This window comes from Bifidobacterium sp. UBA4282 (assembly GCF_002394995.1).
In the GTDB taxonomy this organism is placed as follows: domain Bacteria; phylum Actinomycetota; class Actinomycetes; order Actinomycetales; family Bifidobacteriaceae; genus Bifidobacterium; species Bifidobacterium pullorum_B.
Genome location: NZ_DGVO01000041.1, coordinates 30,647 through 54,225 on the forward strand (window position 1 = coordinate 30,647; position 23,579 = coordinate 54,225).

The 23,579-nt window shown below is 64.8% G+C and carries 11 protein-coding genes and 1 tRNA gene; 8 read left to right on the forward strand and 4 right to left on the reverse strand.

Translation table 11 applies throughout. The features are described from left to right. Positions 1-2 precede the first annotated feature (2 nt). The 4 genes from B4C31_RS06685 to B4C31_RS06700 all read left to right on the forward strand — a co-directional run bounded on the left by B4C31_RS06685 (position 3) and on the right by B4C31_RS06700 (position 13,111). On the forward strand, positions 3-821 hold the full coding sequence (locus tag B4C31_RS06685; protein WP_291531844.1) for a carbohydrate ABC transporter permease: 819 nt from the start codon (positions 3-5) through the stop codon (positions 819-821). 180 nt (positions 822-1,001) lie between these two features. After that, the gene (locus B4C31_RS06690) at positions 1,002-3,020 is read left to right on the forward strand and encodes a glycoside hydrolase family 127 protein (protein ID WP_291531845.1); all 2,019 of its coding nucleotides are present in this window, start codon (positions 1,002-1,004) and stop codon (positions 3,018-3,020) included. A 433-nt stretch (positions 3,021-3,453) separates the two neighbouring features. Then, positions 3,454-9,504, forward strand: coding sequence for an Ig-like domain-containing protein (locus B4C31_RS06695; protein ID WP_414631855.1), 6,051 nt, complete (start codon positions 3,454-3,456; stop codon positions 9,502-9,504). 154 nt (positions 9,505-9,658) lie between these two features. Next, the gene (locus B4C31_RS06700; RefSeq protein WP_291531846.1) at positions 9,659-13,111 is read left to right on the forward strand and encodes an OmpL47-type beta-barrel domain-containing protein; all 3,453 of its coding nucleotides are present in this window, start codon (positions 9,659-9,661) and stop codon (positions 13,109-13,111) included. A gap of 230 nt (positions 13,112-13,341) precedes the next feature. On the opposite strand, the gene upp is transcribed toward B4C31_RS06700, so the two are convergent. After that, positions 13,342-13,986, reverse strand: a complete 645-nt coding sequence (upp, locus tag B4C31_RS06705) for a uracil phosphoribosyltransferase (protein ID WP_291531847.1) — start codon at positions 13,984-13,986, stop codon at positions 13,342-13,344. A gap of 223 nt (positions 13,987-14,209) precedes the next feature. Between upp and B4C31_RS06710 the strand changes: the two genes are divergently transcribed. Then, positions 14,210-14,998: an HD domain-containing protein gene (locus tag B4C31_RS06710; protein WP_291531848.1), complete on the forward strand. Its 789-nt coding sequence runs from the start codon at positions 14,210-14,212 to the stop codon at positions 14,996-14,998. 29 nt (positions 14,999-15,027) lie between these two features. On the opposite strand, the gene B4C31_RS06715 is transcribed toward B4C31_RS06710, so the two are convergent. Together B4C31_RS06715 and B4C31_RS06720 are read right to left on the reverse strand one after the other, a co-directional pair. Continuing rightward, on the reverse strand, positions 15,028-16,203 hold the full coding sequence (locus B4C31_RS06715) for an ATP-binding cassette domain-containing protein (protein WP_291531849.1): 1,176 nt from the start codon (positions 16,201-16,203) through the stop codon (positions 15,028-15,030). After that, positions 16,200-17,537 carry an FtsX-like permease family protein gene (locus B4C31_RS06720; RefSeq protein ID WP_291531850.1) on the reverse strand — a complete coding sequence of 446 codons (1,338 nt, stop codon included), beginning with the start codon at positions 17,535-17,537 and terminating at the stop codon, positions 16,200-16,202. Before B4C31_RS06720 ends, B4C31_RS06715 begins: the two co-directional genes overlap by 4 nt. 461 nt (positions 17,538-17,998) lie before the next feature. Between B4C31_RS06720 and B4C31_RS06725 the strand changes: the two genes are divergently transcribed. Together B4C31_RS06725 and B4C31_RS06730 are read left to right on the forward strand one after the other, a co-directional pair. Further along, positions 17,999-20,107: a DUF6541 family protein gene (locus B4C31_RS06725; RefSeq protein ID WP_291531851.1), complete on the forward strand. Its 2,109-nt coding sequence runs from the start codon at positions 17,999-18,001 to the stop codon at positions 20,105-20,107. A 177-nt stretch (positions 20,108-20,284) separates the two neighbouring features. Then, on the forward strand, positions 20,285-21,826 hold the full coding sequence (locus B4C31_RS06730) for a hypothetical protein (protein ID WP_291531852.1): 1,542 nt from the start codon (positions 20,285-20,287) through the stop codon (positions 21,824-21,826). Between the two features lie 43 nt (positions 21,827-21,869). On the opposite strand, the gene B4C31_RS06735 is transcribed toward B4C31_RS06730, so the two are convergent. Beyond that, positions 21,870-21,957 (reverse strand) — tRNA-Ser (locus B4C31_RS06735). A 192-nt stretch (positions 21,958-22,149) separates the two neighbouring features. On the opposite strand from B4C31_RS06735, the gene B4C31_RS06740 reads away from it, so the two are divergent. After that, positions 22,150-23,325: a diguanylate cyclase gene (locus B4C31_RS06740; RefSeq protein WP_291531853.1), complete on the forward strand. Its 1,176-nt coding sequence runs from the start codon at positions 22,150-22,152 to the stop codon at positions 23,323-23,325. The last annotated feature ends 254 nt before the right edge of the window (positions 23,326-23,579 follow it).

The following is a 23,579-nucleotide window of genomic DNA, read 5'->3' on the forward strand; positions in this document are numbered from 1 at the left end:
TCATGACTACTCCGTTGTGGAAGCGCGTCATCGGCCGCATCCTGCAGGTCATCCTGGCCCTCATCTTCATCGCGCCGCTGGTCTGGGTCATCATCAGCTCGTTCAGCCCACAGCCCGGCTCGGCCCAGGCCGACGGCTGGGGCATCAACAACTACGTCACGTTGTTCAACTACCAAGCCGGTCTGCCGGTCTACCTGTTCAACTCCGTGGTCATCTCGCTGATCACCATCGTGCTGTCCGTGGTGGTCTGCACGATGGCCGGCTACTCGTTCTCTCGGTTCCAATATCCGGGGCGCAACCTGGGCTTCATGGTCACGCTGTCCATCCTGATGGTACCGTACGCCTCGCTGCTGATTCCGCTGATGGTGTGGTACAGCCAGATCGGTCTGAACAACACGCTGGTCGGCATCGGCCTGGTCATCACGCTGTTCCAGCTGCCGATGTCCACGTTCGTCATGCGCAACGCCTTCGACGCTATCCCCAAGGAACTTGAGGAGGCCGCCATGGTGGACGGCTGCAACTCGCTGCAGGCGCTGATCCGCGTGCTGGTGCCGGTTGTCAAGCCCTCGATGGTCACTGTTGGCCTGTTGGCCTTCCTGGAGGCATGGAACAACTTCATGATCCCGCTGTACCTCGCCGGCTCGGACAATACCCCGCTGCCGTTGGCCATGGTCAACATGCGCCAGCAGACGATGGGCGTCATCGACTACGGTGCCACCGAGGCGGGCGTCGTGGTGCTGATGATCCCGGCCGCCATCCTGTTCTTGGCCCTGCAGAAGTACTACGTCAAGGGCTTCACCGCGGGCGCGGTCAAGGGCTGATTGACGGAGCCCCGCAACCAAACAACCAAACACAACATACCCTTCTCCTTTCCTCCCAATGCCATGGCCGGCCGTGTGCGCCCGTGCGTCCGGGCTCATACAGCCGGCCATGATATTGCCTCCGCACGGGTGTACGCGGCGGGAAGGGGTGGGAAGTAACGAAACGGAAAGTAACTCATCATGAATGCCACAACCGCAACCCCCGAGGGCGCGGGCACCGAGGCCCGGCTTCCCGACGTCGAGATCACCTCGGCGTTCTGGCGACGGTACATCGACCTGGTCATCGATAAGGTGCTGCCCTATCAGTGGTCAGTTCTCAACGGCGAGCGCGAGGTCGACCTGCCGCCGGATCCGGGCGGCAATCCGGTCGATACCTATGACAAGCTCAACCATTCGATCCGCAACCTGAAGGTGGCCGCCGGCGAGGAGAACGCGCCGTTCCACGGCATGCCGTTCCAGGATTCGGATGTGTACAAGTGGCTGGAAGCCGTGGCCTACGCGCTGCACCACCGCAATGATCCGGAGCTGCGCCGACTGGCGGACGGCGTGGTCGATCTGATTGCCCACGCCCAGCGTGAGGACGGCTATCTGGACACGTTCTTCCAGATCAAGGAACATGATCGTGTCTTCAAGCGCATCCAGCAGTCGCATGAGCTGTATGTGATGGGCCATTACATCGAGGCGGCCGTGGCTTATTGGCAGGCTACGGGCAATGAGAAGGCGCTCGGTGTAGCCAAGCGGATGGCCGCATGCATTGAGGAGAACTTCGGCGATGGCGAGACGCAGATCCATGGGGCCGATGGCCACCCGGAGATCGAGCTGGCGCTCGCCCGCCTGGCTGAAGCCACCGGTGAGGAGCGGTATGCCGCGATGGGCCGGTGGTTCCTCAACATCCGCGGGCAGGATCCGGACTTCTATGATGAGCAGAACCGTGCCGACGGCTGGGATCGTGACTTCTTTGCGGTGATTCGCGATTTCCCTCGCACCTATTATCAGGCGGCCGAGCCGATCGCCGATCAGCGTGATGCGGACGGCCATGCCGTGCGCGTGACCTATTTGTGCACGGGCCTGGCCCACATCGCGCGTCTGACCGGCGACGCCTCGCTCGCCGAGTCCGCCGAGCGGCTGTGGAGCAGCATCGTCCGCCGCCGCATGTACATCACCGGACAGATTGGTTCCACGCATGTGGGTGAGTCGTTCACCTACGATTACGATCTGCCGAACGACACAGTGTACGGTGAGACCTGCGCCTCCGTGGGCATGAGTTTCTTCGCTCGACAGATGCTGGCCATGAAGGCCTGTGGCGAGTATGGCGACGTGTTGGAGAAGGAGCTGTTCAACGGCGCGTTGGCCGGTATGTCGCTGGATGGCACGCATTTCTACTATGTCAACCCGCTGGAGGCCGATCCAGCGGCGTCCGCCGGTACTCCGGACAAGGCCCACGTGCTCACGCACCGCGCCGGCTGGTTCGCCTGTGCCTGCTGCCCGGCGAACCTGGCGCGTCTGATCACCTCGATCGACCGGTACATCTACACGGTCATGGCCGATGGCACGATCCTGGCGCACCAGTTCATCGCCTCCAAGGCCGTGTTCCCGAACGGCATGCGGATCGAACAGACCGGCAACTATCCGTGGGACGGCACGATCGCGTGGCGTATGGACAACCCGACGGACGCTCCGGTGCGGTTCGGGGTGCGCATCCCGGCGTGGTCGCAGTCCCGCTACACGCTGACGGTGGACGGCGAGCCGCTGACTGACGGCGTGGAGGACGGGTTCGTCTACGTCACGGTGCCGGCCGGGGCCGAAGGCTTCACCGTGGTGCTGGATCTGGACATGGAGGTGCGGCTGGTGCGTGCCTCGAACCGTGTGCGCGAGGATGTGGGCAAGGTGGCCGTCATGCGTGGCCCGCTCGTCTACTGCGCCGAGGAATGCGACAACCCCGGTCCGCTCTGGCTGTATTCGGTGAGTGGCGCGGCTCCGACCGAAGCCGGCTACCGGTTCGAACCGGATCTGCTGGGCGGCGTCGGCGTGGTGACGAAGGGCGCGATGCGCGCGCAGGAGGATTCGGAGGAAGGGCCGCTTTATTTGAGCGCCGAGAATCGCGGCATCTGCGAGCTCGCTGAGCTGCGGATGGTGCCGTATTACACCTGGGCGAACCGGGACGACGGCCAGATGACGGTCTGGTTGAACCGTTCGTAGCCGTGCGTCTGGTTGGCACCGGACGGAGTGTGACTTGTCCGGCGACCGCGGGGAGAAAACCGCGGCGTCGGATAGGGCCGGGTGGTCGGAACTGGAGCTGGCCGTCCGGTTTCGAAATGAGAGAACGACGGTCGGTCGGTCCTGCGGGGTTGGCCGGCCGTCCTTGTGTTTCGGATGGTGTGTTCTGCTGTTGATTTCGATGTACTTCGATGTTCGAAAGTGGGAAATGATGCAGACACGACGAAAATTGCAAAAAGGCTTTCGCTAGGTATAATTATGTATTGCTGCGAATAAGAAGTTAGTCTCCAGTAAATCTTTCGCGGAATTTTCTCTCATTTCGAGCTGTTGGCCGTAGTCGGCGTCTCGACGGCGGTCGTTGCAATGAAGCAGAGCAGGCGAAAGCCTGAGAGGAGTTCAATCCATGAGTTCACAGATGAGGCCGGGAGGAAGGTCTGCCTTCCGCACCGTGCTCACGCGATCGGGAACGGCGCTGATCGCCGGCTTGGTCGCCGCGTCGATGCTGGTTCCGGTGTCGACCGCGGCCGCCGCCGACGGTACATCGATCGACAATCCGAATTCGGCGATGGGGTATCCCCATTTCTATGGATCCGATGACCCCACCTACCTCAAGTATCTTGAGGAGAACGGGCTGACCTACGATCCGTCGACCAGCTACCTGAAGACCATCTTCGACAAGGATGTGGCCAACGGCGCCGGCACCGACACGGCCCACGACTTCTACATCGACAAGATCCTCTCCCGCACCGGGGCGCAGCCCAACGGCACGGGCGAGAACGAGGCCGACGAATACCGCTACGAGGGCGCCGACGGCAACGGTTACCTGTTCACCCGTGGTCGCGCGGCGTACATGTATTCGCACACCCCCGGCGCGCTGGGTTTCGTCGGCGACGCCGCCTACTGGGATCAGACCGGCATGGACGGCTTCACCATTACGGTGAGCCTGAACGGTGCGGCACAGACCATGCGCGAGGATTCGTCCCGCCGCAAGCAGACCCCGAGCTACTTCACCACCGTGTTCACCAATGCGGATGGCACCCTCACCATCACCGAAACCAAGTACATCACTGAGAACAACGTGATGGTGGCCAACCTGGAGGTCTCCGACACCGCCGACGGCGAGGTCACCCTCACCGCCGAATCGCCGTTCGTTGACACCGGCGAGGACGGCGCCACGGAGCTGACCGGACGCGTCAACGTCAAGAACAACCTGACCACGCTGTACCCGCGGTTCTCCGGCAACGGTTTCACCGTGCAGGACGGCGCGCTCGTCTCCACGCTCGCGCTTCAGGCCAACGTCCCGCAGACCACCAAGGTCCAGCTCGGTCTGATCGCTGACGAACTGCCCGGCTCCACCGCCGAGTATGAGGCCCGTGCCACCGGCGACCTAGTGGATCCCGCCGCCTCCTACCAGGATTCGGTGACCACCTACAACCAGTGGTGGGTCGACAACATCCCGTACGTCGAGACCCCGGAGCACAACATCGACAAGACCGTGGTCTACCGGTGGTGGCTCGCCCGATTCAACTCGCTCGATGCCAACATGCCCGGCAACACGTTCCAGTATCCGACCTCCATCGAGGGTGTGCTCGGCTACAACAACCAGATTGTGTTGACCTCCGGCATGTTCATCAACGACACCAAGTGGCTGCGCAACCCGGATCTGGCCTACGGCACCTGGGTCTCGGCCGGACAGACCGCCAAGAAGGGCGAATCGGGATACTACTATTACCATGACAACCCGGGTGATCCCGCCAACTGGAACCACAGCTACACGCAGTACATCACCAAGGCCGGTTGGGATTCCTACAAGGTCCACGGCGGCCCCTCGTCGTTGGCCGAGGCGCTGGGCGACTACGGCTCCGATGATGTCAACGGTCTGCTCAACTCCGCCAGCGAACCGGATGACAACGACGACCAGAACGACAACGACAACCATCTGATCGACTGGTCCTGGTGGTCGATGACCGGTAACGACGCCGACGCCGTCTCCTTCTCCGAGCCCGGCCGCAGCGGGCAGCGCATGGACCGTGCCGACGGCTCCGCCAACATGTGGGCGAACGCCAACGCCTCCGCGCAGGCCTACTACGCCGCCGCGGAAGCGGAGAGCGACGAGGTCAAGAAGGCGGAGCTGCAGGAGAAGGCCGACGCGATGCAGAAAACCGCCGACCAGATCCAGCAGGAGGTGCTCGATGAGCTGTGGAACCCCGAGACCAACCTCATCCAGCACAAGTGGCTGAGCGACGGCGCCTTCGCCAAGTACAAGGAGAATAACAACTACTACCCGTACTCCGTGGGGCTGATGCCCTCCGAGGGTGAGGACGGGTACAAGGCCGAGTACGAGGATGCGCTGCGCCTGTTCGAGGACGCCGACGAGTTCCCGATCTTCCCGTTCTTCACCGCGAATCAGGCGGACAAGGAGGAACTGGGCTTCCCGGGCTCCAACAACTTCTCGATCATCAACGCCACGCCGCTGCTGCAGATCTACTCCGCCGGCATCCGCGACTACAACGCCGACGAGAACGGCTACATCACCAACGAGTCGTTCAAGAAGCTGCTGTACTGGGTTGCCTTCGCGCACTACCAGGGCGGCAACAACAACTATCCCGACCAGAACGAGTTCTGGAACATGGATAACGACCAAGTCGGCGACCTCAACGGTGACGACACGGTCAACAACGTCGACAAGAACCTGGACGCCACGCAGAACGGCGGCAAGATCACCTACCGCTCCTGGATCCATCACACCCAGCTGGGCACCACCAACTGGACGATCATCGAGGACGTGGCCGGCATGGTGCCGCGCGAGGACAACAGGATCGAGCTCAACCCGATCGCCATCCCCGGCTGGGAGCACTTCACGGTGAACAACCTGAGCTACCACGGCCAGGACCTGTCCATCGTGTGGAACAACGACGGCACGTACAACGCCCCGAAGGGCTACACGCTGTACCTGGCGGGCAAGCCCGTGTTCACATCCGACAAGCTGGCGCACCTGATCTACGATCCGGCCACCGGCACCGTCGAGGTGATGGATGACTCGGGCGCCCAGGTGACCGGCGCGATCACCGCCACCCTGCCCGCGGCCAACCAGGTGACCTACGGCGCCGACGACCGCGTCACCGAGATCTTCGCCACCTCCGGCCAGAACATCGATTCCGCCTCCGACAGCCAGATCGACGTGGCGCGCGGCGCCGACGTCGAGGCCACGTACGAGGCCGACGGATACCCGGCCACCAATGCGGTGGACGGCAAGAACGTCATGGAGTCGTTCTGGGGCACCAAGGGATCCGAGAACGCCGAGGACTCGATCACCGTGACCTTCAAGGACGGCGCGCAAACCATCGACGACGTGCGCCTGTACTTCTACCAGACCTCGTCCTCCCAGACGATCACCGGCTACAAGGAGCCGTCGGTCTACACGCTGGAATACCAGGACGAGTCCGGTGAGTGGAAGGCGCTGCCGAACCAGGTGCGTACGCCCACCTATGCGGGCGCGAACTACAACCGCATCCAGTTCGACCCGGTGACGGCCACCGCCATCCGTGCCACCTTCACCCCGCAGGCCGGTCAGGCCATCGGTCTGAAGTCGATCCAGGCGTACAACACCGGCATCGAGCCGACCGCCGAACCGACCAACCAGGCTCCGAGCATCGACGCGTACGTCGACAGCAGCACCTCGTCCGGCGCTGAAATCGTCGGCGTGGTCAAGGATGACGGTCTGCCGGGTGGCGACCTCGACGTGACCTGGACGCAGGTCTCCGGACCCGAGGGCGGCGTCGCCTCCTTCATGGACGACAAGGCCGCCAGCACGACCGTGACCTTCAACATCGAAGGCGACTACGTGCTGCGCCTGACCGCCTCCGACGGCGAGAAGACCTCCACGATGGATGTGACCGTGCACGGCGTTCCCTCCGACGGCACCGTGAACATCGCCTCCCAGGCGACCGCCAAGGCCAGCTCCCGCAACAGCTACGCCATCGGTGACGTGGCCATCCTCAATGATGGCATCGTCGACCTCGAGGGCACCGACCCGATGAAGTCGTGGAACAACTGGGGTCAGTCGCAGGACCGGAACCCGACGGTGACCTACACGTGGGATGCCGCCGTGCCGCTGAGCAAGGTGCAGGCCTACTTCTGGTCCGACGGCGGCGGCGTGCCGATGCCGAACGGCTGGAAGGTGCAGGTGCTGGATGCCGAGGGCGCTTGGCAGGATGTGACGCTCAAGGACGGCCAGTCGTACACCGTCAACCGTGCCGAGGGCAACTCGGTGTCCTTCGAACAGGTGTGGACCACTGCGATGCGTGTGGTGTTCTCCAGCACCCCGGTGGGCCTGAGCGAGCTGGAGGCCTACGCCGCCGACCCGCTCGGCGTGGACGACGTGCACCGCATGGTGCAGTCCGGCACCACCGCCGAGGAGCTTGACCTGCCGACCACCGTCAGCGCCCACTACGCGGACGGTAGCCGCCACGACCTCAAGGTCAGCTGGCCCGCCGTCACCGACGACCAGCTCGTCGACGGCGCGGTGATCACCCTCAACGGCACCGTGACCGGCGCCCTGAGCGGTGCGCAGGCCATCCTCAACGTCAAGTCCGACGCGGATAACCAGAACTCCGGTACCGCACAGCCGATTGAACAGAGCGTCTACCGTGGTGCCGCGTCGATCGATCTGCCGACCACCGTGCCGGTTCAGTTCCCCAACGGCGCCCAGGACGACCGCGCTGTCACCTGGAATGAGGACGAGGTGGCCGCCATCGACCTGAACACCGTCAACGACTACGTCGTGACCGGTGTCGCCGACGGCGCCAGCGGTCCGGCGCGTCTGACGGTCCACGTGCTCGTGAACCCGAACGATGCGCAGGAGCCGGAACCGGGCCCCGAGCCCGAGCCGGAACCGCTGGAAGGTTGGATCGAAGGCCAGGCCTCCGGGCTGAATGTCAGCGCTGAGGCCAGCTGGTCCCCGGCTGCCGGCAAGCTCAACGACGGCGTGGTGATCGACCAGACCTGGCCGGACACCGACAAGGCCGACGTGAACGCCATGGTCTGGGGCACCTGGGGACAGGCCCAGGACGGCATCTACGCCGAATACACCTGGAATGAGGTCGCCACCATCGACTCGTCGCGCGTCCAGTTCTGGGCGAACTGCAGCGAGGCCCAGGAGGACGACCCGGGCCTGGAGATCCCGGACAGCTGGGAGATTCAGTACCGTGATGCCGAGGGCAACTGGGTGTCCGTCACTCCGACGGCCGACGGCGCCTACACCGTGGTCCGCAACGATCCGACCCACCGCGGCGAGGCCGAGGACGGCGGCTGGAGCACCGTGACCTTCGAGCCGGTCGAAACCACCGGTCTGCGTCTGGTGTTGCACCCGCACGCCACCATCGAAGGCGCCTCCATCCCGTATTACGGCACCGCCGTCGCTGAATGGGGTGTGCACGCCGTGGAAGGCGAGGATCCCGAGCCCGAACCCGAACCGGTCGACAAGACCGCGCTGAAGGCCGCGATCGACGCCGCGTCCGCTCTGGATCAGAACCGGTTCACCCCGGCCTCCTGGCAGGTGCTGGCGGAAGCGCTCACGAACGCCCAGTCCGTGTACGCCAACGCCGAGGCCACCGAACCCGACGTCACCTCCGCCACCTCCGCACTTGAGGACGCGCAGAAGAACCTCGTCGCCAAGGCCGACAAGTCCGCCCTGCAGACCGCAATCGACGCGGCCGGCGAGCTCGACTCCAACGCCTACACCGAGGCCACCTGGGCCGCCGTCGCCACCGCCCTGGAGACGGCCAACACCGTCCTGCAGGATGCGAACGCCACCCAGCAGGCCGTGGACAACGCCGCCCAAGCGCTGAACGATGCGGTCGCCGCCCTGGAGACCAAGCCGGTCGAACCGGTCGAGGCCGACAAGACCGCCTTGAAGGCGGCCGTGGACAAGGCCGACGCGCTCCGCGAAGCCGACTACACGCCGGAATCGTGGGCCGTGTTCGCCGGTGCGCTCGCCGACGCGAAGGCCGTCCTGACCTCCGCCGAAGCGACCCAGGAGCAGGTGGACGCCGCCGCGGAGACGCTGCAGCAGGCGATCCGCGACCTCAAGCCCGCCGAGACCACCGATCCGGATGAGCCGGGCGCCGTCGACACGACCGTGCTCGCCGCCACGATCGCCAAGGGTCAGGCCATTGACCGCACCGCCTACACGGCGGAGTCGCTCAAGGCCCTCGATGAGGCGCTCTCCAACGCGCAGCAGGTCCTGTCCGACAAGGACGCGACCCAGGCGCAGGCGGACGCCGCCGTCCAGGCCATCGAGGACGCGCTCGCCGGTCTGAAGCCGGCAACGGGCGTCGAAGGCCAGAAGCCGGCCGGTCAGCTGACCTCCACCGGCGCCGCGGTTATCGGCGTCGCCGCCGTGGCGCTGCTGGCGCTGGCCGGGGCCGTGGCTCTCGCCGCTCGCCGCCGCATGACCGGCAAGTGAGCTGACACCATATGGTTCCGTTCGACCAACTCGAATGGAACCTGACCGCAGGGCCGGAACCGTTTTCGGGAACGACGACGGTTCCGGCCCTTGCCATAGGCGGCCCCGCCGCCCGTACCCCGGATATTTCATGACACAAGAAAGCATCGATGCGATGAATACACGTATCCGTACGTTGGCCGCGGCCACGGCGGTTCTGATGGCGGCCGCGCTGCTGCCCACCCAAGCCGTGGCGGCCGATACCGCGGCGCAGGCACCGAGCGTCGCCGGCCATCCCTATGACGCGTTGCCGTATGTCAACCCCACCGTCGAGGTCGCGCAGATCGACAACAGCGCCAAGCCGGCGGCCCTACGCAACCCGATCGGCCAGGACGAGGGCGTTGCGACGCCCGATGACCTGGACGCCAACTATTACTCCGCTGACGCCGCCGCTCTGTCCTACGACGGCAAGCTGTTCGTCTTCACTGGGCATGACGAGGCCGCGCCCACTTACGGCAGCTTCGACATGCATGACTGGGGCGTGTACGTCACCGACGACCCCGCCGGCGGACGCTGGACCCATTACAAGGACATCCTGCAGGCCGACCTGTTCGACTGGGCGACCGGCGACGGGGCCTATGCCGGGCATGTCGCCGTTGACGACGGCGGCACCGCCGAGGACCCCTCCGATGACTGGTTCTACTACTACATTCCCGTCAAGGACCGCAATGCGCCGGCCGGTGCCGACCCGTTCTCCATCGGCGTGGCACGCTCCCGGAGCCCGTTGGGGCCGTGGGAGGACGCCATCGGCGAACCGCTGCTGACCACCACGCAGACGGGCATCGAGACCATCGACCCGGCGTTCTTCGTCGACGGCGACGGCAAGGGGTATCTGCATTTCGGTACCTTCAACAGCCAACTCGCCGTGCGCATGGCCACCGATCCGGACACCGGACGCACCTCGTACACGCAACTGGAGACAGTGGACGGTTCCGAGCATGGTACACCGAAGATCTTCACGATGCGTGACGCCGATGCGTTGTCCGCCATCCCCGACTACGACCCGGAGCAGGATGTGCTCGGCAGCGCCTACGCGGCCGACGTGAACGCCCGGCTCGACACCGCGGCCAATGGGGGCTCATACGCGAACGGTCCCAAGGGGTTCTTCGAGGCGGCATGGGTGTTCGAGCGCGATGGCGTCTACTATAACGTGTACGACGGCGGCAAACCCGGTTCCGGCATCGCCACCTGCGTGGAATCCAACTATCAGGCGTGCGTGCAGTACTCCACCGCCTCCGATCCGCTCGGTCCGTGGACCTACCAAGGGGTCCTGCTCGAATCCGGGTCCTCCACCACCATGCATCCCTCCGTGCTGCCGTTCGGCGATACGTGGTGGGTCACCTACCATACCGGCGACAAAGCCGGAGGCACCGATTTCCGCCGTGCCGTATCCATCGACGAGGTGTCATGGGCCGATGGGCGGATGAGCGCCCAGGCCCATCCGACCAAGGCGGAGCGTCTGACCCCGTCCGACAACGTGGCCCCGTATGCAACCGTGAGTGCCACGTACACCGAAACCGCTTCCTGGAAGGGGGCCGTCAATGACGGCCGCGTGCTGCAGGCCGCCGTCGTACCGCCCAATCATTGGACGAACTACCGCGGCATGCCGCAGGCGCAGTCCGTCGACGCGCTCATCTACCAGTGGGACGGGGCGGTTCGCATCGACTCCGCCACCGTCTGGTTCGATGTGGATTCCAATGCCTTGCGTGCGCCGGCTTCCTGGAAGCTGCGCTATCTCGACGAACAGGGCGATTGGCATGATGTGCCCGAACCCAGCGGTTATCCGACCGCCACTGGCGCGGATCAGCCGAACGTCGTGACCTTCGCCCCGGTGACCGCCACCGCGCTCGAACTGGATATGACCGCCCAGCCCGTCGACGGCGGATACGCTTCCGTCGGCGTGGCCGAATGGCAGGTGCACGCCGTCGACGACATCCCAACCGTCACCGATCCCGCCGTCGTCACCACCGCCACCGGCATCGCCCCGACCCTGCCGTTCACCGTTCACGTGACCTATGGCAGCGAACCCGGCGTCGGCGTGGACGCGCCCGTCATCTGGCGCCCTATTGACCCGGTCTCCTACTCCCAAGCCGGTTCCTTCACGGTGCGAGGCGTGGTCGCCGGCGTGCCGGCCAACGGTTCCGATAACGACCCATTGGGCGGGAACGTGACGATTAACGTTCAGGTGGAGGACGGCCATGCCCCATCCGGCGAATCGCAGCGACCCACCGTGCGTGTGGCGCTCGCCGGAGTCGAAGGGAACGAGGGTTGGAAGGTGACCCAGCCTGTCGCCATCATCTCCGGACGGGATCCCAGCGGTGCGCCTCTGGCCAAACTCGAACTCAAGATCGGGGCTGGCGGATGGCAGACCGTGGCCGCGGGAGCGAATTCGGCTTCGGTGCCAGTGACGGGTGAAGGACTGGTCCGCGTCCATGCCAAAGCCACCACCACGGCCGGCCGTGTCTCCGTACCGGAAAGCGCGGAGATATGGGTCGACACGCAAGCGCCGGTCGTCACATCGAGTGTGGATGCCGGCACTCGTACGATGACTTTGTCCGCTACCGATGACGGTTCCGGTCTGGCCGGCATCGAATACCGGCTCGACGACGGCGACTGGACGGCGTACCAGGATGGTGAGTCCATTGCCGCAACGTCTCCGGCGCGGCAGAGCGTGACCTTCCGCGCCACCGATGTGGCCGGCAATAGGTCGACGCCGGTATCCGCCGACATCCCCTCCGACGCCTCGGTGCCGCTGGTCGGCTATATCGAGCGTGACGCCATGGTGACGGATTCCAGCGGCGCGGAATCCGGATGGACCAGGGGCGCGGCCGCGTTGAACGACGGCGTGATCATTCCCGACGGATGCACGGTCGAGAACGAGTGCATCTGGGGTACTTGGCCGAACGTGGGCGAGACGGCGTTGGAATATGCATGGGATCGCGACGTCGTCATCGACTCCAGTCGTGTGCAGTTCACCTCCGATCAGACGGATCCGCAGAGCGGGGCCGGCTTACAGATTCCCCGCGCGTGGCGTCTGCAATACTGGGATGCCGCGGCGCAGGACGGTGCCGGTGCCTGGGCAGATGTTCCCGACGCCACCTACACGGCCGAGCGTAACGCGCCTGGGCATTGGGCGGTTTCCAATGACGGGTGGAGTGAAGCCACCTGGCCTGAGCCGGTGACCACCAGCAAGCTGCGTCTGGTCATGCAGTCGTTCGGTGACCAACCGCAAACCGGCAGCACCGCCGTCGCCGAATGGCAGGTGCATGCGGTCGCGCCGGACACTGAGCCGGAGCCCGAACCCGAGCCGGAACCGGAACCCGAGCCGGAGCCGGAGCCGGAACCGAATCCTGATCCCGATCCTGACCCTGATCCGAATCCGGAGCCAGGATTGAACCCGGATACTACGTCGGATCCCGACCAGCCGGGTAGCGAAACCACTGCTAACGGGCAGGCCGATCCCGAGCGGATCCCCGCCACTGGCAGCGCCGTCATCGGTATGGGCGTCGCAGTGCTGATCGCCCTGCTCGGTGCCGGTGCCATCGCGATCCAACGTCGCCGCGCATAATCGCCGCGCGCTGCCCGCGGCCCCATGCCGGACTCTGACACATTGTGACCTTGCGACATCGTGACTGTGACACATTGTAGGAAACGGCGTTATTCTGCCGATTTGATGGTCGTATCACGGTCGCGATATCGCAGAGTCACAAATGGCCCGGGTACATCGGGCGTGGTGTAGCAAAAATCCCGGCCACCAGGTATTCGGTAGCCGGGATTTTCCGTAACAGGCGGACGGGCTCAGTCGATGACGCCGTAGAGGCGGTCGCCGGCATCGCCCAGGCCGGGGACGATGTAGGCCTTCTCGTTGAGGCCCTCGTCCACCGCACACACCACCACCTTGAAGTCGATGGACGGGTCGATGTGCTCCTTGACGAACTCGATGCCCTCCGGGGCGGCGATGATACACAGCGCGGTCACATCCTTGGCGCCGCGCTCGGCCAGATAGTGCGTGGCCGCGACCAACGTGCCGCCGGTGGCGAGCATCGGGTCGATCAGGAAGCACTGGCGGCCGGTCAGATCATCCGGCAGACGGTTCGCGTAGGTGATCTGCTGCGTGGGATGCTCCTCGTCACGCTTCATGCCGAGGAACCCGACCTCGGCGGTCGGCAGCATGCGGGTCATGCCGTCGAGCATGCCCAGGCCGGCGCGCAGCACCGGCACGATGATCGGACGCGGATGGTCGGACAGCTTCTTGCCGACCATCGGGCAGATCGGTGTCTCGATCGGGCAGTCCACAACATCGATGTTGCGGGTGGCCTCGTAGGTCTCGAGCATGACCAGCTCGGAGACGAGTTCGCGGAACGTTGCGGACGAGGTGTTCTTGTCGCGCAGGACAGTGAGCTTGTGTTCCACCAACGGGTGGTCCAAAACATGAATTTCCATACTTACTAGGGTAAGCCCTCGCCGCGTGTTCGGCCATCCCGTGCGAGCCGCGTGCCGCCCGCGGAACACCCGTATGAGGCGTATGGCGGATGCCCGGCGCGATGACCGAATCGGACAAGGTTCCGATTCTTCCGGGTGGCGTCCGTTCTGTAGGCCGGCGGGCACTCGTCCGACAAGCGGAGACGATCTGCGGGATTTAGCGTTTCGCGCATAGAATGGCGGTATGAGCGGCATTATTCCCACCATGGAACAGATCGACGAACTCCATCGCAAGATCGCCCCCTCGCAGGCGGCCTACGACCTGATCCACACGCACTGCGTCATCGTAGCCGATATCGCCCGCCGACTGGCCCGCCGCCGCAACGCCTTGTTCATGCGCCGCTGCACCCTGCCCGTCGATGCGCCGGAACGGACCGGGTGCTACCCGGGGCTGCCGGAGCGCGCTTCGGCAGCCCCGCATGTGGTTGTGTCCGAATCCACCGTCACGGCTCCTACGGACGGGGTGGCCGGCGGCACCGTACCGCCGCGCCTCATCGACGAGCGCCTGGTGGTGATCGGTGGCCTGCTGCACGACATCGGCACCTACCGCGTATTGAAGAAGAAGCATAACGGCAGCAACGGCGAACCGTTGGAGTTCAGCAAGAAACGCTACATCCTGCACGGTCTGCTCGGTTACGAGTACCTGCTTGAGGAGGGCGTAGACGAGTCAATCGCGCAATTCGCGCGCAACCACACCGGCGTGGGGCTCACGCGCGAAAGCGTCATCGCCCAGGGACTGCCGCTGCCGCCCGACGACTATGTGCCGCTCAATCTGGAGCAGGAGTCGGTGATGGTGGCGGACAAGTACCACAGCAAATCCGTGCCGCCGAAGTTCGTGTCCGCCGACGCCTACACGGCCCGCGCCGCCCGCTTCGGCGAGGACAACAAGCGGCGCTGGCTCGACCTGGTCCGTGAATACGGCATGCCCGACGTGCCGGCGCTCGCCGAGCACTGGCACATGCGCATGATCTGATTGGCGGCTTCCGACGGCGCGGCCTGCCGTCAGAGCGTGACGGTCTGATCCGCCGATTCCGCAACGGCGACGTCCTGCGTCACGACCACCACGCAGCGCTTCGGATCGCCGTGCGCGATGCCGCGCAGCAGTTCCATGATGGCGTCGCGTTCGCTGTCCTCCAGTCCGTCCAACGGTTCGTCAAGCACCACGACCTCCGCCTCGCAGCACACCGCGCGTGCGATGGCAACACGACGACGATCGACCTCGTTCAGGGAATCGACGCGGTTGTCCAACAGCGTTTCGTCCAGTCCGGACGCCAGCAGCAGTTCGCGGGCCAGCACGGGCTTGGGCTTGAGGAAGTTGCGGTTGGAGGCGTCCATGGCGTACACGAGGTTCCGCACCGGAGAGAGATCGCCGCGCACCGCGAACCGCTGCGGCACCAGGCCGATGCGGTGTCCGCGCAGTTCGAGCGGTTCGATGCTGAGGTACTCCGCGCTGCGGTTCATCAGGTGGCCGGATTCCGGCATCAGCAATCCCGACAGGAGGCCGACCATCGCCGTGCGCGCCATATCGTCGCCGTCGGGCACGAGGATGGCGGAGACCGTGCCCGCCGCGAACGCGCAGGTCAGGTGTTCGACGGGGGTGCGGCCGGTTTTGCGGTCGCGGTAGGTCACGTCGTGCAGCGACAGTGTGGGGTAGGCGCGCAGCAGGTTGAGATCCTCGTCGCCGACCTTGACCTCACGGTCGATGTGGGTGGAGACGGCCGTGGCGGACGAGGCGGAACGCGGGGTCTCGATGTAATCGGGGGACGACTCGTCGTCGGTCGATTCCCTCGGCGTGGCCAGACTGAGCATGGCGTTGACGTGGTCGGCGTTCGCGGCCACGACGTCCGCGCCGCCGTCCGCCGGTGCCGAGGACGTCGTATCGACACCGGTCGTCTCGTCGTCGACGTCGTCGGTGTCGTCGTCGACAACGTTGCTGTTGTCGACGTTACCGTCGCGCTCGCCGTCGTCGGTACCGATGACATCCGTGGCGACATCCGCGATGTCGTCGTCGGTGTCGTCATCGTCGAAATCCACGTCGAACGGCAACTCGTCCACATCGGACAGCAGCGCATCGTCCACCGCCTCGTTCACGTCCGCCGTCTCGGTCGCGGTGTCCGCCGCAGCGGTCGTATCCATCGACGTGGTCTCGTCCATATCCTTCAGTTCCTTGTCGGTCATGCCGTCACCTCCGAACGGGAATCAAACAGCGAGATGCGCTTGAACGCGGCGACGCGCAGCATCGCCACCAACGCCAGCGCCAGGCAGCAGCCGAGCCCCGCGCCGACCATCGTCCAGACCACGTCGGCCGTCATCGCGGTCGCATGGCCGTCGGCCAACGCGGCTCCCAACGGTCCGGCGGCGAATCCGCCGGCCAGCGCGCCGATCGCGAACGCCGGCAGCGTCACCATCCAGACCTCCAGCATGAACTGCCAGCCGAGACGCGTCTTGGACACGCCCACGGTCAGCGCGTATCCGATCTCCTCGCGCCGTCGGAGGCCGTCGGAGACCACCAACGCCACCAGCAGCAGGCCGCCCGCAACCCACAGCGCGATCATCGTGATCCGCATCGTGTCGTTCAGCGCACCCAGTGGGGCGATCGACTTGCGGTATGCCTCCAACGACGGCGACGAGATCTCATACCCGTCCTTGAGCTCGGCGTCGGCCTTCTTGGCGGCCTTGACGAACGACTGGTAGTCGTCGGGGCTGGACAGCATGAACATGATGTTGAGATCCGGCTTGGCCCATCCGGTCTCCTCGCCGGAATCGAGGTTGTTGCTGACAATGAACGTGTACGCGCTCACATAGATGGCGTTCTGCCGGTTGTCCTTGCTCAGCCTGGCGTCGTCGCCACGGCCGGACGGCGCGTCATCGTCCACGTACTCGTAGATGCCGCGGACCGTCATCTCCATCGTGGCATCGGCATCGGTGGGATGGCCCACAGTGAACGTGTCGCCGACCTTCAAACCGTTCGCGTCGGCCACCTCGCGCGAGATCAGCGCACCCTTCGGCGCCCGGCCGGAGTAGCTCAGATGCTTGCCCTCCACCACGCGGTAACGACCCAGGTCGTTGGCGCGTGCCGCATCCAGCGTGTAGAAGCCGCGCAGCGTGAGCTCGCCGCCGGTGTCGTCGGCGCTTGCCTCATCCGCCGTGCCGACCGGCTTGATCGACTCGCTCTGCCGGACCGGCACCGACTCGGTGACCGTATAGCTGAACTGCAGGCCGGTGGACTGCGCCGCAGTGGCGAACGCGGTGTAATCGTCCCAGGACATCAGATGATCGTCGGGCCAGGACGGATCCGCGCCGTCTCGTTCCGCGAACCCCTTGTCGGACAGGGTGATGGTGGCGTTCGCCTGCTGGGCGTCATAGGTGGCGCCGTTCGCGGTCTCGTTCTCCGCGGCCACCGCCAAGCCGAACATCGAACCGAACGTAACGAGCAGGGCGATCAGCAGGGTCAGCAGCGAGCGCCATTTCCGGCGCATCACGGCGGCCCACGCATTCTTGAGAACGAACATGCGGCATTTCTCCAGTTCTCTCACGGTGCGGCGAAGGCGATGGCCGTCGCCGCGGGTCAACAGTGGCCGGGCGACCGGCCGCGGCGAGGTGTGCGCGGCGGGTCGCCCGTAGCCACCACTATGGTCAGGCTACGTGTATGTTATCTTGTGCAATTCTGTTATACCGCTTGGGGAAGTCTGAAAGCCCGCTGGAAACCGCGGGATTGTAGGGGTGATGAGACGGTGGCGGCGGGGAGTCTGAGTTCCGTGTGCGGCGATACGATGGCTGGGTGCATGAAGAACGACGGATGACGGGAGTCGAAGCCGTGGCGGATATGTCGGCGAACAATGCGGAGAACGGCAGCGACGAGGCGTGCAGTGGTGAGGCGTGCAGTGGCGAAGCATCGGCAGACATCATGCGAACCGTTGTACGGTCGGTTGCCGCGCAAACAGCCGCGGTGCCGGCGATTACGGTGCGGACTGTGGCGAAACGGATGATGCCCGGTCGATTGCTGCTGCCGATCTGCTCCGTGCTGGGCGTGCTGGCCGCGTTCGCGGTGGTGCTGGCATGGTTCCCGCGCGGGGAGGCGGTGTGGAACTATCCGCTGCACCAGATCGATGCCCCGGCGCATTACTATTTCATCCGCAAGATCCTGGACGAAGGGGTCGGGGCGGCCACCCGCCTCTGGCCGAATGACGCGTATTACCCGCCCCTGTTCCACCTGCTGGCGGCGGGGCTGGTGAAGGCCGGCGAGCTGCTGGGGCTGAACGTGAGCGTCTATGCGGCGTTCAACGTGGTGTGGCTGGTGGGTGCCGGTCTGATCTGGCCGGCGGGCATGCAGATGTTCATCGGATATTGGACGCGGCGGGTGGACGGCCGTACGCCGTGGCGTCCGTTCTCCAGTGCGATGGCGGTGCTGGTGCCGCTGCTGGCGGTGGTCTCTCCCTGCCATCCGTATCAGATGCTGCAATCCGGGCCGTTGCTCGCCTACGGGCTGGCGACCTCGCTACTGCCGTTCTGGATGGTCGCAACACTGCGGCTGTTCGATGCGATTGCCGCGCGGCAAGGTATCGCGCGATGGATGGCCGTCACGGTGCTGACCGGCGGGTTGTGCCTGTTCGCGCATCCGCGCATCGCGTTCACCTGGCTGCTGTTCATGGGGCCGTTCGTGCTGCTGCGTCTGCCGTGGAAGCTGATCCTGGCCATGGTTGGTGCCGTGGCGGTGTGCGCGGTGGCGTTCCTGCTGTACATGATGTCCTCGTACCGGTCCGACCGGTATTTCGACCCGTCCAGCTGGTTCCACACCTTCGTGCCGAACCGCACTGTGCCGGAGGCGCTGCGCGTGTACGTGACCGAGAACCTGACAGGCGTTGCCGGGGCGGTGATGGCCGCAGGCGTGGCGGTGGCCGTGCTGGTGGTTGTGCTGGTGATGGTTCGGCCGCGATGGTTCGCGGTCGCATCGGCATCGACGAAGACTGGCGGTCCCGATGGTGGTTTCGGCGACGGTCGCGATAGTGGAACCGGCGACGGTCGCGATGCCTGCCCCGGTGGCGGGTCCGGCGACGGCGTGGGTACCGCATCATCCGGTTGCCGGTCTGCCGTGCGCTTCTCGGAACGGCCGTTCACCGCTCGCGAGGTGCGCAAGGACGCGATATCGCTGCTGCTGGCGTTCCTGCTGAACGGATTGGTCTACGTGTGCTCGACCGCGTTGACCGGATGGTTCCCGAACATCGTGGCCGCCGCCTGGTATCGGGCGGAGACGCGGCCGTTGACGATGATCCCGCTCGGCGTGGTGCCGCTGATCTGTTTCGCCGTGTGCATGCTGGCGTGCGTTCGGGGCGGCGCTGGCGGACGTGGTAACGCTGGTGCCGTCATCGGTGTCGCCGACGTTGGTATTGGGACCGGCATGTCTGCGGGAACGGAGGACGTGGTCGCAATCGCCGACGAGCGGACGGGACGCAACCGCGTGAGATCCGGTCGGACGTATTCGATGATGCCTACGGTCATCGCTGTGGCGCTGGTGACGGCGTTGACGGCGACCTGCCTGTTCGCGGACACCACGCGTGCGGCGATGAGCGATTCGATCCGAGCCAATTACGAGTTGAGTGACGACCAACCCACCGAACAGCTCACCGGCACGAAATACGAAATCCTGAAGGATGTGGCGGAAACCGTGGGGGACGAGGCCACCGTGATCTCCGACCCGTTGAACGGTTCGATGTACGGCATGGCCGCGTTCGGCACGCAGATGCTGTTCCCGATCTACAATCCGATGGCCGAGAAGAACGGGGCCATCTTCGGACAGGTGGAGCGCGCCTTCGACTCCGGTGACGGCGACGTCCTGCTGGACGCGGTCTGCCCGATCAATCCGGAGGAGCCCGAGTATTTCCTGGCGATGGGGCCGCAGGCGGAGAGTCTGCAGATGTTCACCTTCAAGGAGCAATACGATCCGTTCCATCGCCAGGATCTGATCGACCGGTATGTGGCGGACGGCACGCTCGTCAAGGTGCGCGACTATGCCGATGCCGGCGACTATGCCGACGGGTGGGCGCTGTACCGCTTCGGATGCGGGACTGCAGGCGGACGGTAACTGGCCGACAGTCCTGCTGCTGCCCCCTGCGCGTGGTGGATAAGTATAACTTCATCCACATATCCACAGATTTCCGAAGGCCTGTGGCAACGCGGATCGCGGTGTGCCAGAGTGTCCTGTACGCGCCGATCGGCCGGACCGTCCGGCAGTCGCATATGGCGCGGCAAAGGGGACATCATGGCTATCTTGGCAATGGACACCGTCGGATTCCTGCAGTCGGTCAACCGTTTGGAACGGCGTTTCGGTGAGCTGACCTCGACCGAGGCGATGCGCGAGGCCTGCGCCCATCCCGAACGACGGGATCCGTTGGACCACCGGTTGTTTGTCCTGGCCGATGACGTATACGGTTGCGGCGGCTGGACCACCACCATCTGCGCGGCCGCATCGTCTCTGATGGGCGATCTGATTACGGAATGTCGGCGGTTCATGAAGGGAACGGCGTCCGTGGTGCGCAAATACGGCATGACGGTATGGTTGTACGACTTGGTCAACGACGCTTCCAAGGCGTTGTTCGTGGGGGAGCCCTCGGACCGCACGCCGTTGCTCATCCACCCGGTGCCCGCGCGGGAATTGGCGAAACGCTGCGCGCGGAACGGCAGACGACGGTACGGCAACAAGCGCGAACAGAAGCGGGCCATGCATGACCATTGCGCGCAGATGTACCGGCTCGCCGCATACAGCATGCTGCGATGGGGCGGACGAGAGCCGCGCAGCCTGGATATCGCCGGCATGATGATTACGCAGCCATGGCTGGGTATGTGCATGCTGCGTGAGGACGACAAGGTGCTCGGGATGGGTGCGTTGCCCGATATGCGCTACCGGCGCGTGGTGGATTACATCAAGGAGCTGCGCGCGGCGGCGGATCTGGACTATGCGCGTGCGCTCGCCGCCGGAGAGGTGACGGTGTTGGACGGGGAACGCGCTCCCGGGTTCGCGGAGGTCGATACGCGTTATGTGTATGACGCCGAACGGCTGATCGAGGCCCTTGAATCGCTGTGGAATGAGTGGAGTGACTGCGCGGCGCATGAGATCCTCATGGACGTTGAGCGGACCGGAGACAAGCCGGATCTGCCGTTGTGGCGTAATCCCGCGTATCTGCAGGACGTGGCGAATTCGCTGATGGGTCCCTCGTATGCCGGCATGCTGTGGCTGGGACTCGAGGACCATGATCGGGAGCTGTTCGATAGAGGTGTGGAACAGCTGCGTGGATTCGTGGGGTTCGTCAAGGACATCGGATTTCTGGTGATGCCGGTATGCGTGCTCAGCGCCTGCGCGGATGATCAGGTGCGGTGTGCGATGGAGTCGGCGGTTGCTTCGGGCAAGGTGAAAACCGCCGACCTGCCGAAATACACGGGGCTCAGCCAGTCGGAGTGCGATGCGATGCTGGATGCGGAGGGACGTGACGCCGATTGTGCCGATGAATCCTGTCTCGATGGGGTGTGCGATGGGTCGTGCGGCGTCACGCCGTGCTGTGATGCACCCGGCGACGAGGAGGATTCGATGATGAGCGTGGGCGCCAGCATGGCTGCCGTGGCGATGGCGCGCATGCCCAACGAGGACTTGGCCCGTAAGGCCGCGTTGGCGCTGATCCTCTGCGAGCCGAAGCAATACGGTGATACTGTGTTGCAGCTGTTGGAGGACGAGACGTCTTGCGAGTCTGACGATGCCAGCGAGGCCTGCAACCGTGCCGGGGTCAAGACCGATACGCTTGTTGCGTGACCGAACAACGAAAAAGGGTTTTGAGCATAGCTCAAAACCCTGATGGCGGAGGATACGAGATTCGAACTCGTGAGGCTGTTACACCAACACGCTTTCCAAGCGTGCGCCATAGACCACTAGGCGAATCCTCCATGGTGTTCTCGATGCAGGCGCATCTCAAGCACAAGATATAACCATAACACAGCATGGGGACAGTGCCAAATGCGAGTCAGGCACGGCGAGTCTAAACCTGATGGATGCGGTGCATTCGGCCGCGCGTATGTGGTTGGTCGCGGATCGGAAAACAACCACATTGCGGGGGTGGCGTGTGTCAAGATGGAACCATGAGCCAGTCTTTCGAGCCGTTCTACGACGTCAACCGCACCTATGAGGACAATTATGTGCAAGGCCCGTTCGGTGCCTTCGCGCAGGCGTTGGCGGATCCGGCGCGGGTGGACAATCAGTCTGCAACGTCGCCATGCGAATCGTTCCTCGGTTTCCCGGTGAGCCTGCCGTTCGGCATCCCCGCCGGACCGTTGCTCAACGAACGGTTCACCACCGCCGCATTCCGCATGGGGTTCGACCTGGCCGTCTACAAAACCGTACGGTCGCGGGCTTGGGGCTGCAACGCGTTCCCCAACGTCCTCGCCGTGCATCCCCGGTCCGCCGACGGCCTCCTGATTCCGGGCAGCCCCGAACTTGACGAGGGCGTGCTCGCCGACACCCGTTACGAGACGCCGATCTCCATCTCCAACTCCTTCGGCGTGCCCTCGCGCGACCCCGACATCTGGCAGCCGGACATGCGCCGAGCCATCGCGGCGGCGGGCCATGGGCAGCTGCTGGTGCCCAGCTTCCAGGGTTCGCGCGTCGAAGGCATGTCCACCGACGATTACATCGCCGATCACGTGACCACCGCGCGGCTGGTCTGTGAGACGGGCGCGGGACTGATGGCCATGAACACCAGTTGCCCCAACGAAGGACATAATCGGCTGTTGTGCCACGATCCGCATCTGGTCGGTCGCATCACCGAAGCGGTCAAGAACGAGATCGCCGATCGTCCTCTCATCATCAAACTGGCGTACATCCCGCCGGTGGCAACGGAACCGTGGCCGCAGGACTCCGGGGCGGGTCGCTACACCTATGCGCGCGTGACCGACGACTCGGCGTTGGAGCTGATGGTGCGGCAGACCGTGGCCCGCGGCACCGTGCAGGCCATCGCCGCCATCAATACGATCTCCGCCAGACTCGTCGATGCGAACGGCAATCAGGCGTTGCCCGGCGCAGGCCGGGAACGCAGCGGCGTGTGCGGACATGCGATCCGTTACGCCGGACTCGATATGGTCGCGCGCCTGGCTGCGATCCGTGAACGACTCGGGTTGGATTTCGCGATTATCGGCGTGGGCGGCGTGGTGGAACCGTTGGATTACGACGATTACCGTGCGGCCGGCGCCGACGCCGTGATGAGCGCCACCGGTGCCATGTGGGACGCGCGGCTGGCCCGGCGCATCAAGTCCCGCTGAGTCGTCTCGTCGTCCTATTGCCCCGTCCTCTCTCTAGTGCGGGGCCGTGGCCGGGCTGACTTTATGGTTGCGTCTTTTCCGATGAGAGATGGCAGCGTGCTTCCTGCCTCCATCCGTTGCGCGGTCTTCTCCCGCGCGGTGGGGAGGGGCGGGATTCCCCCAAAAAGGGGACAGTGCGAAGCGCGTTACCGCTTCTGGCGCATTTCACCGCGTCGCCACAAGCGTTGTGGCACACTGGAATACAGTGTGTTTCC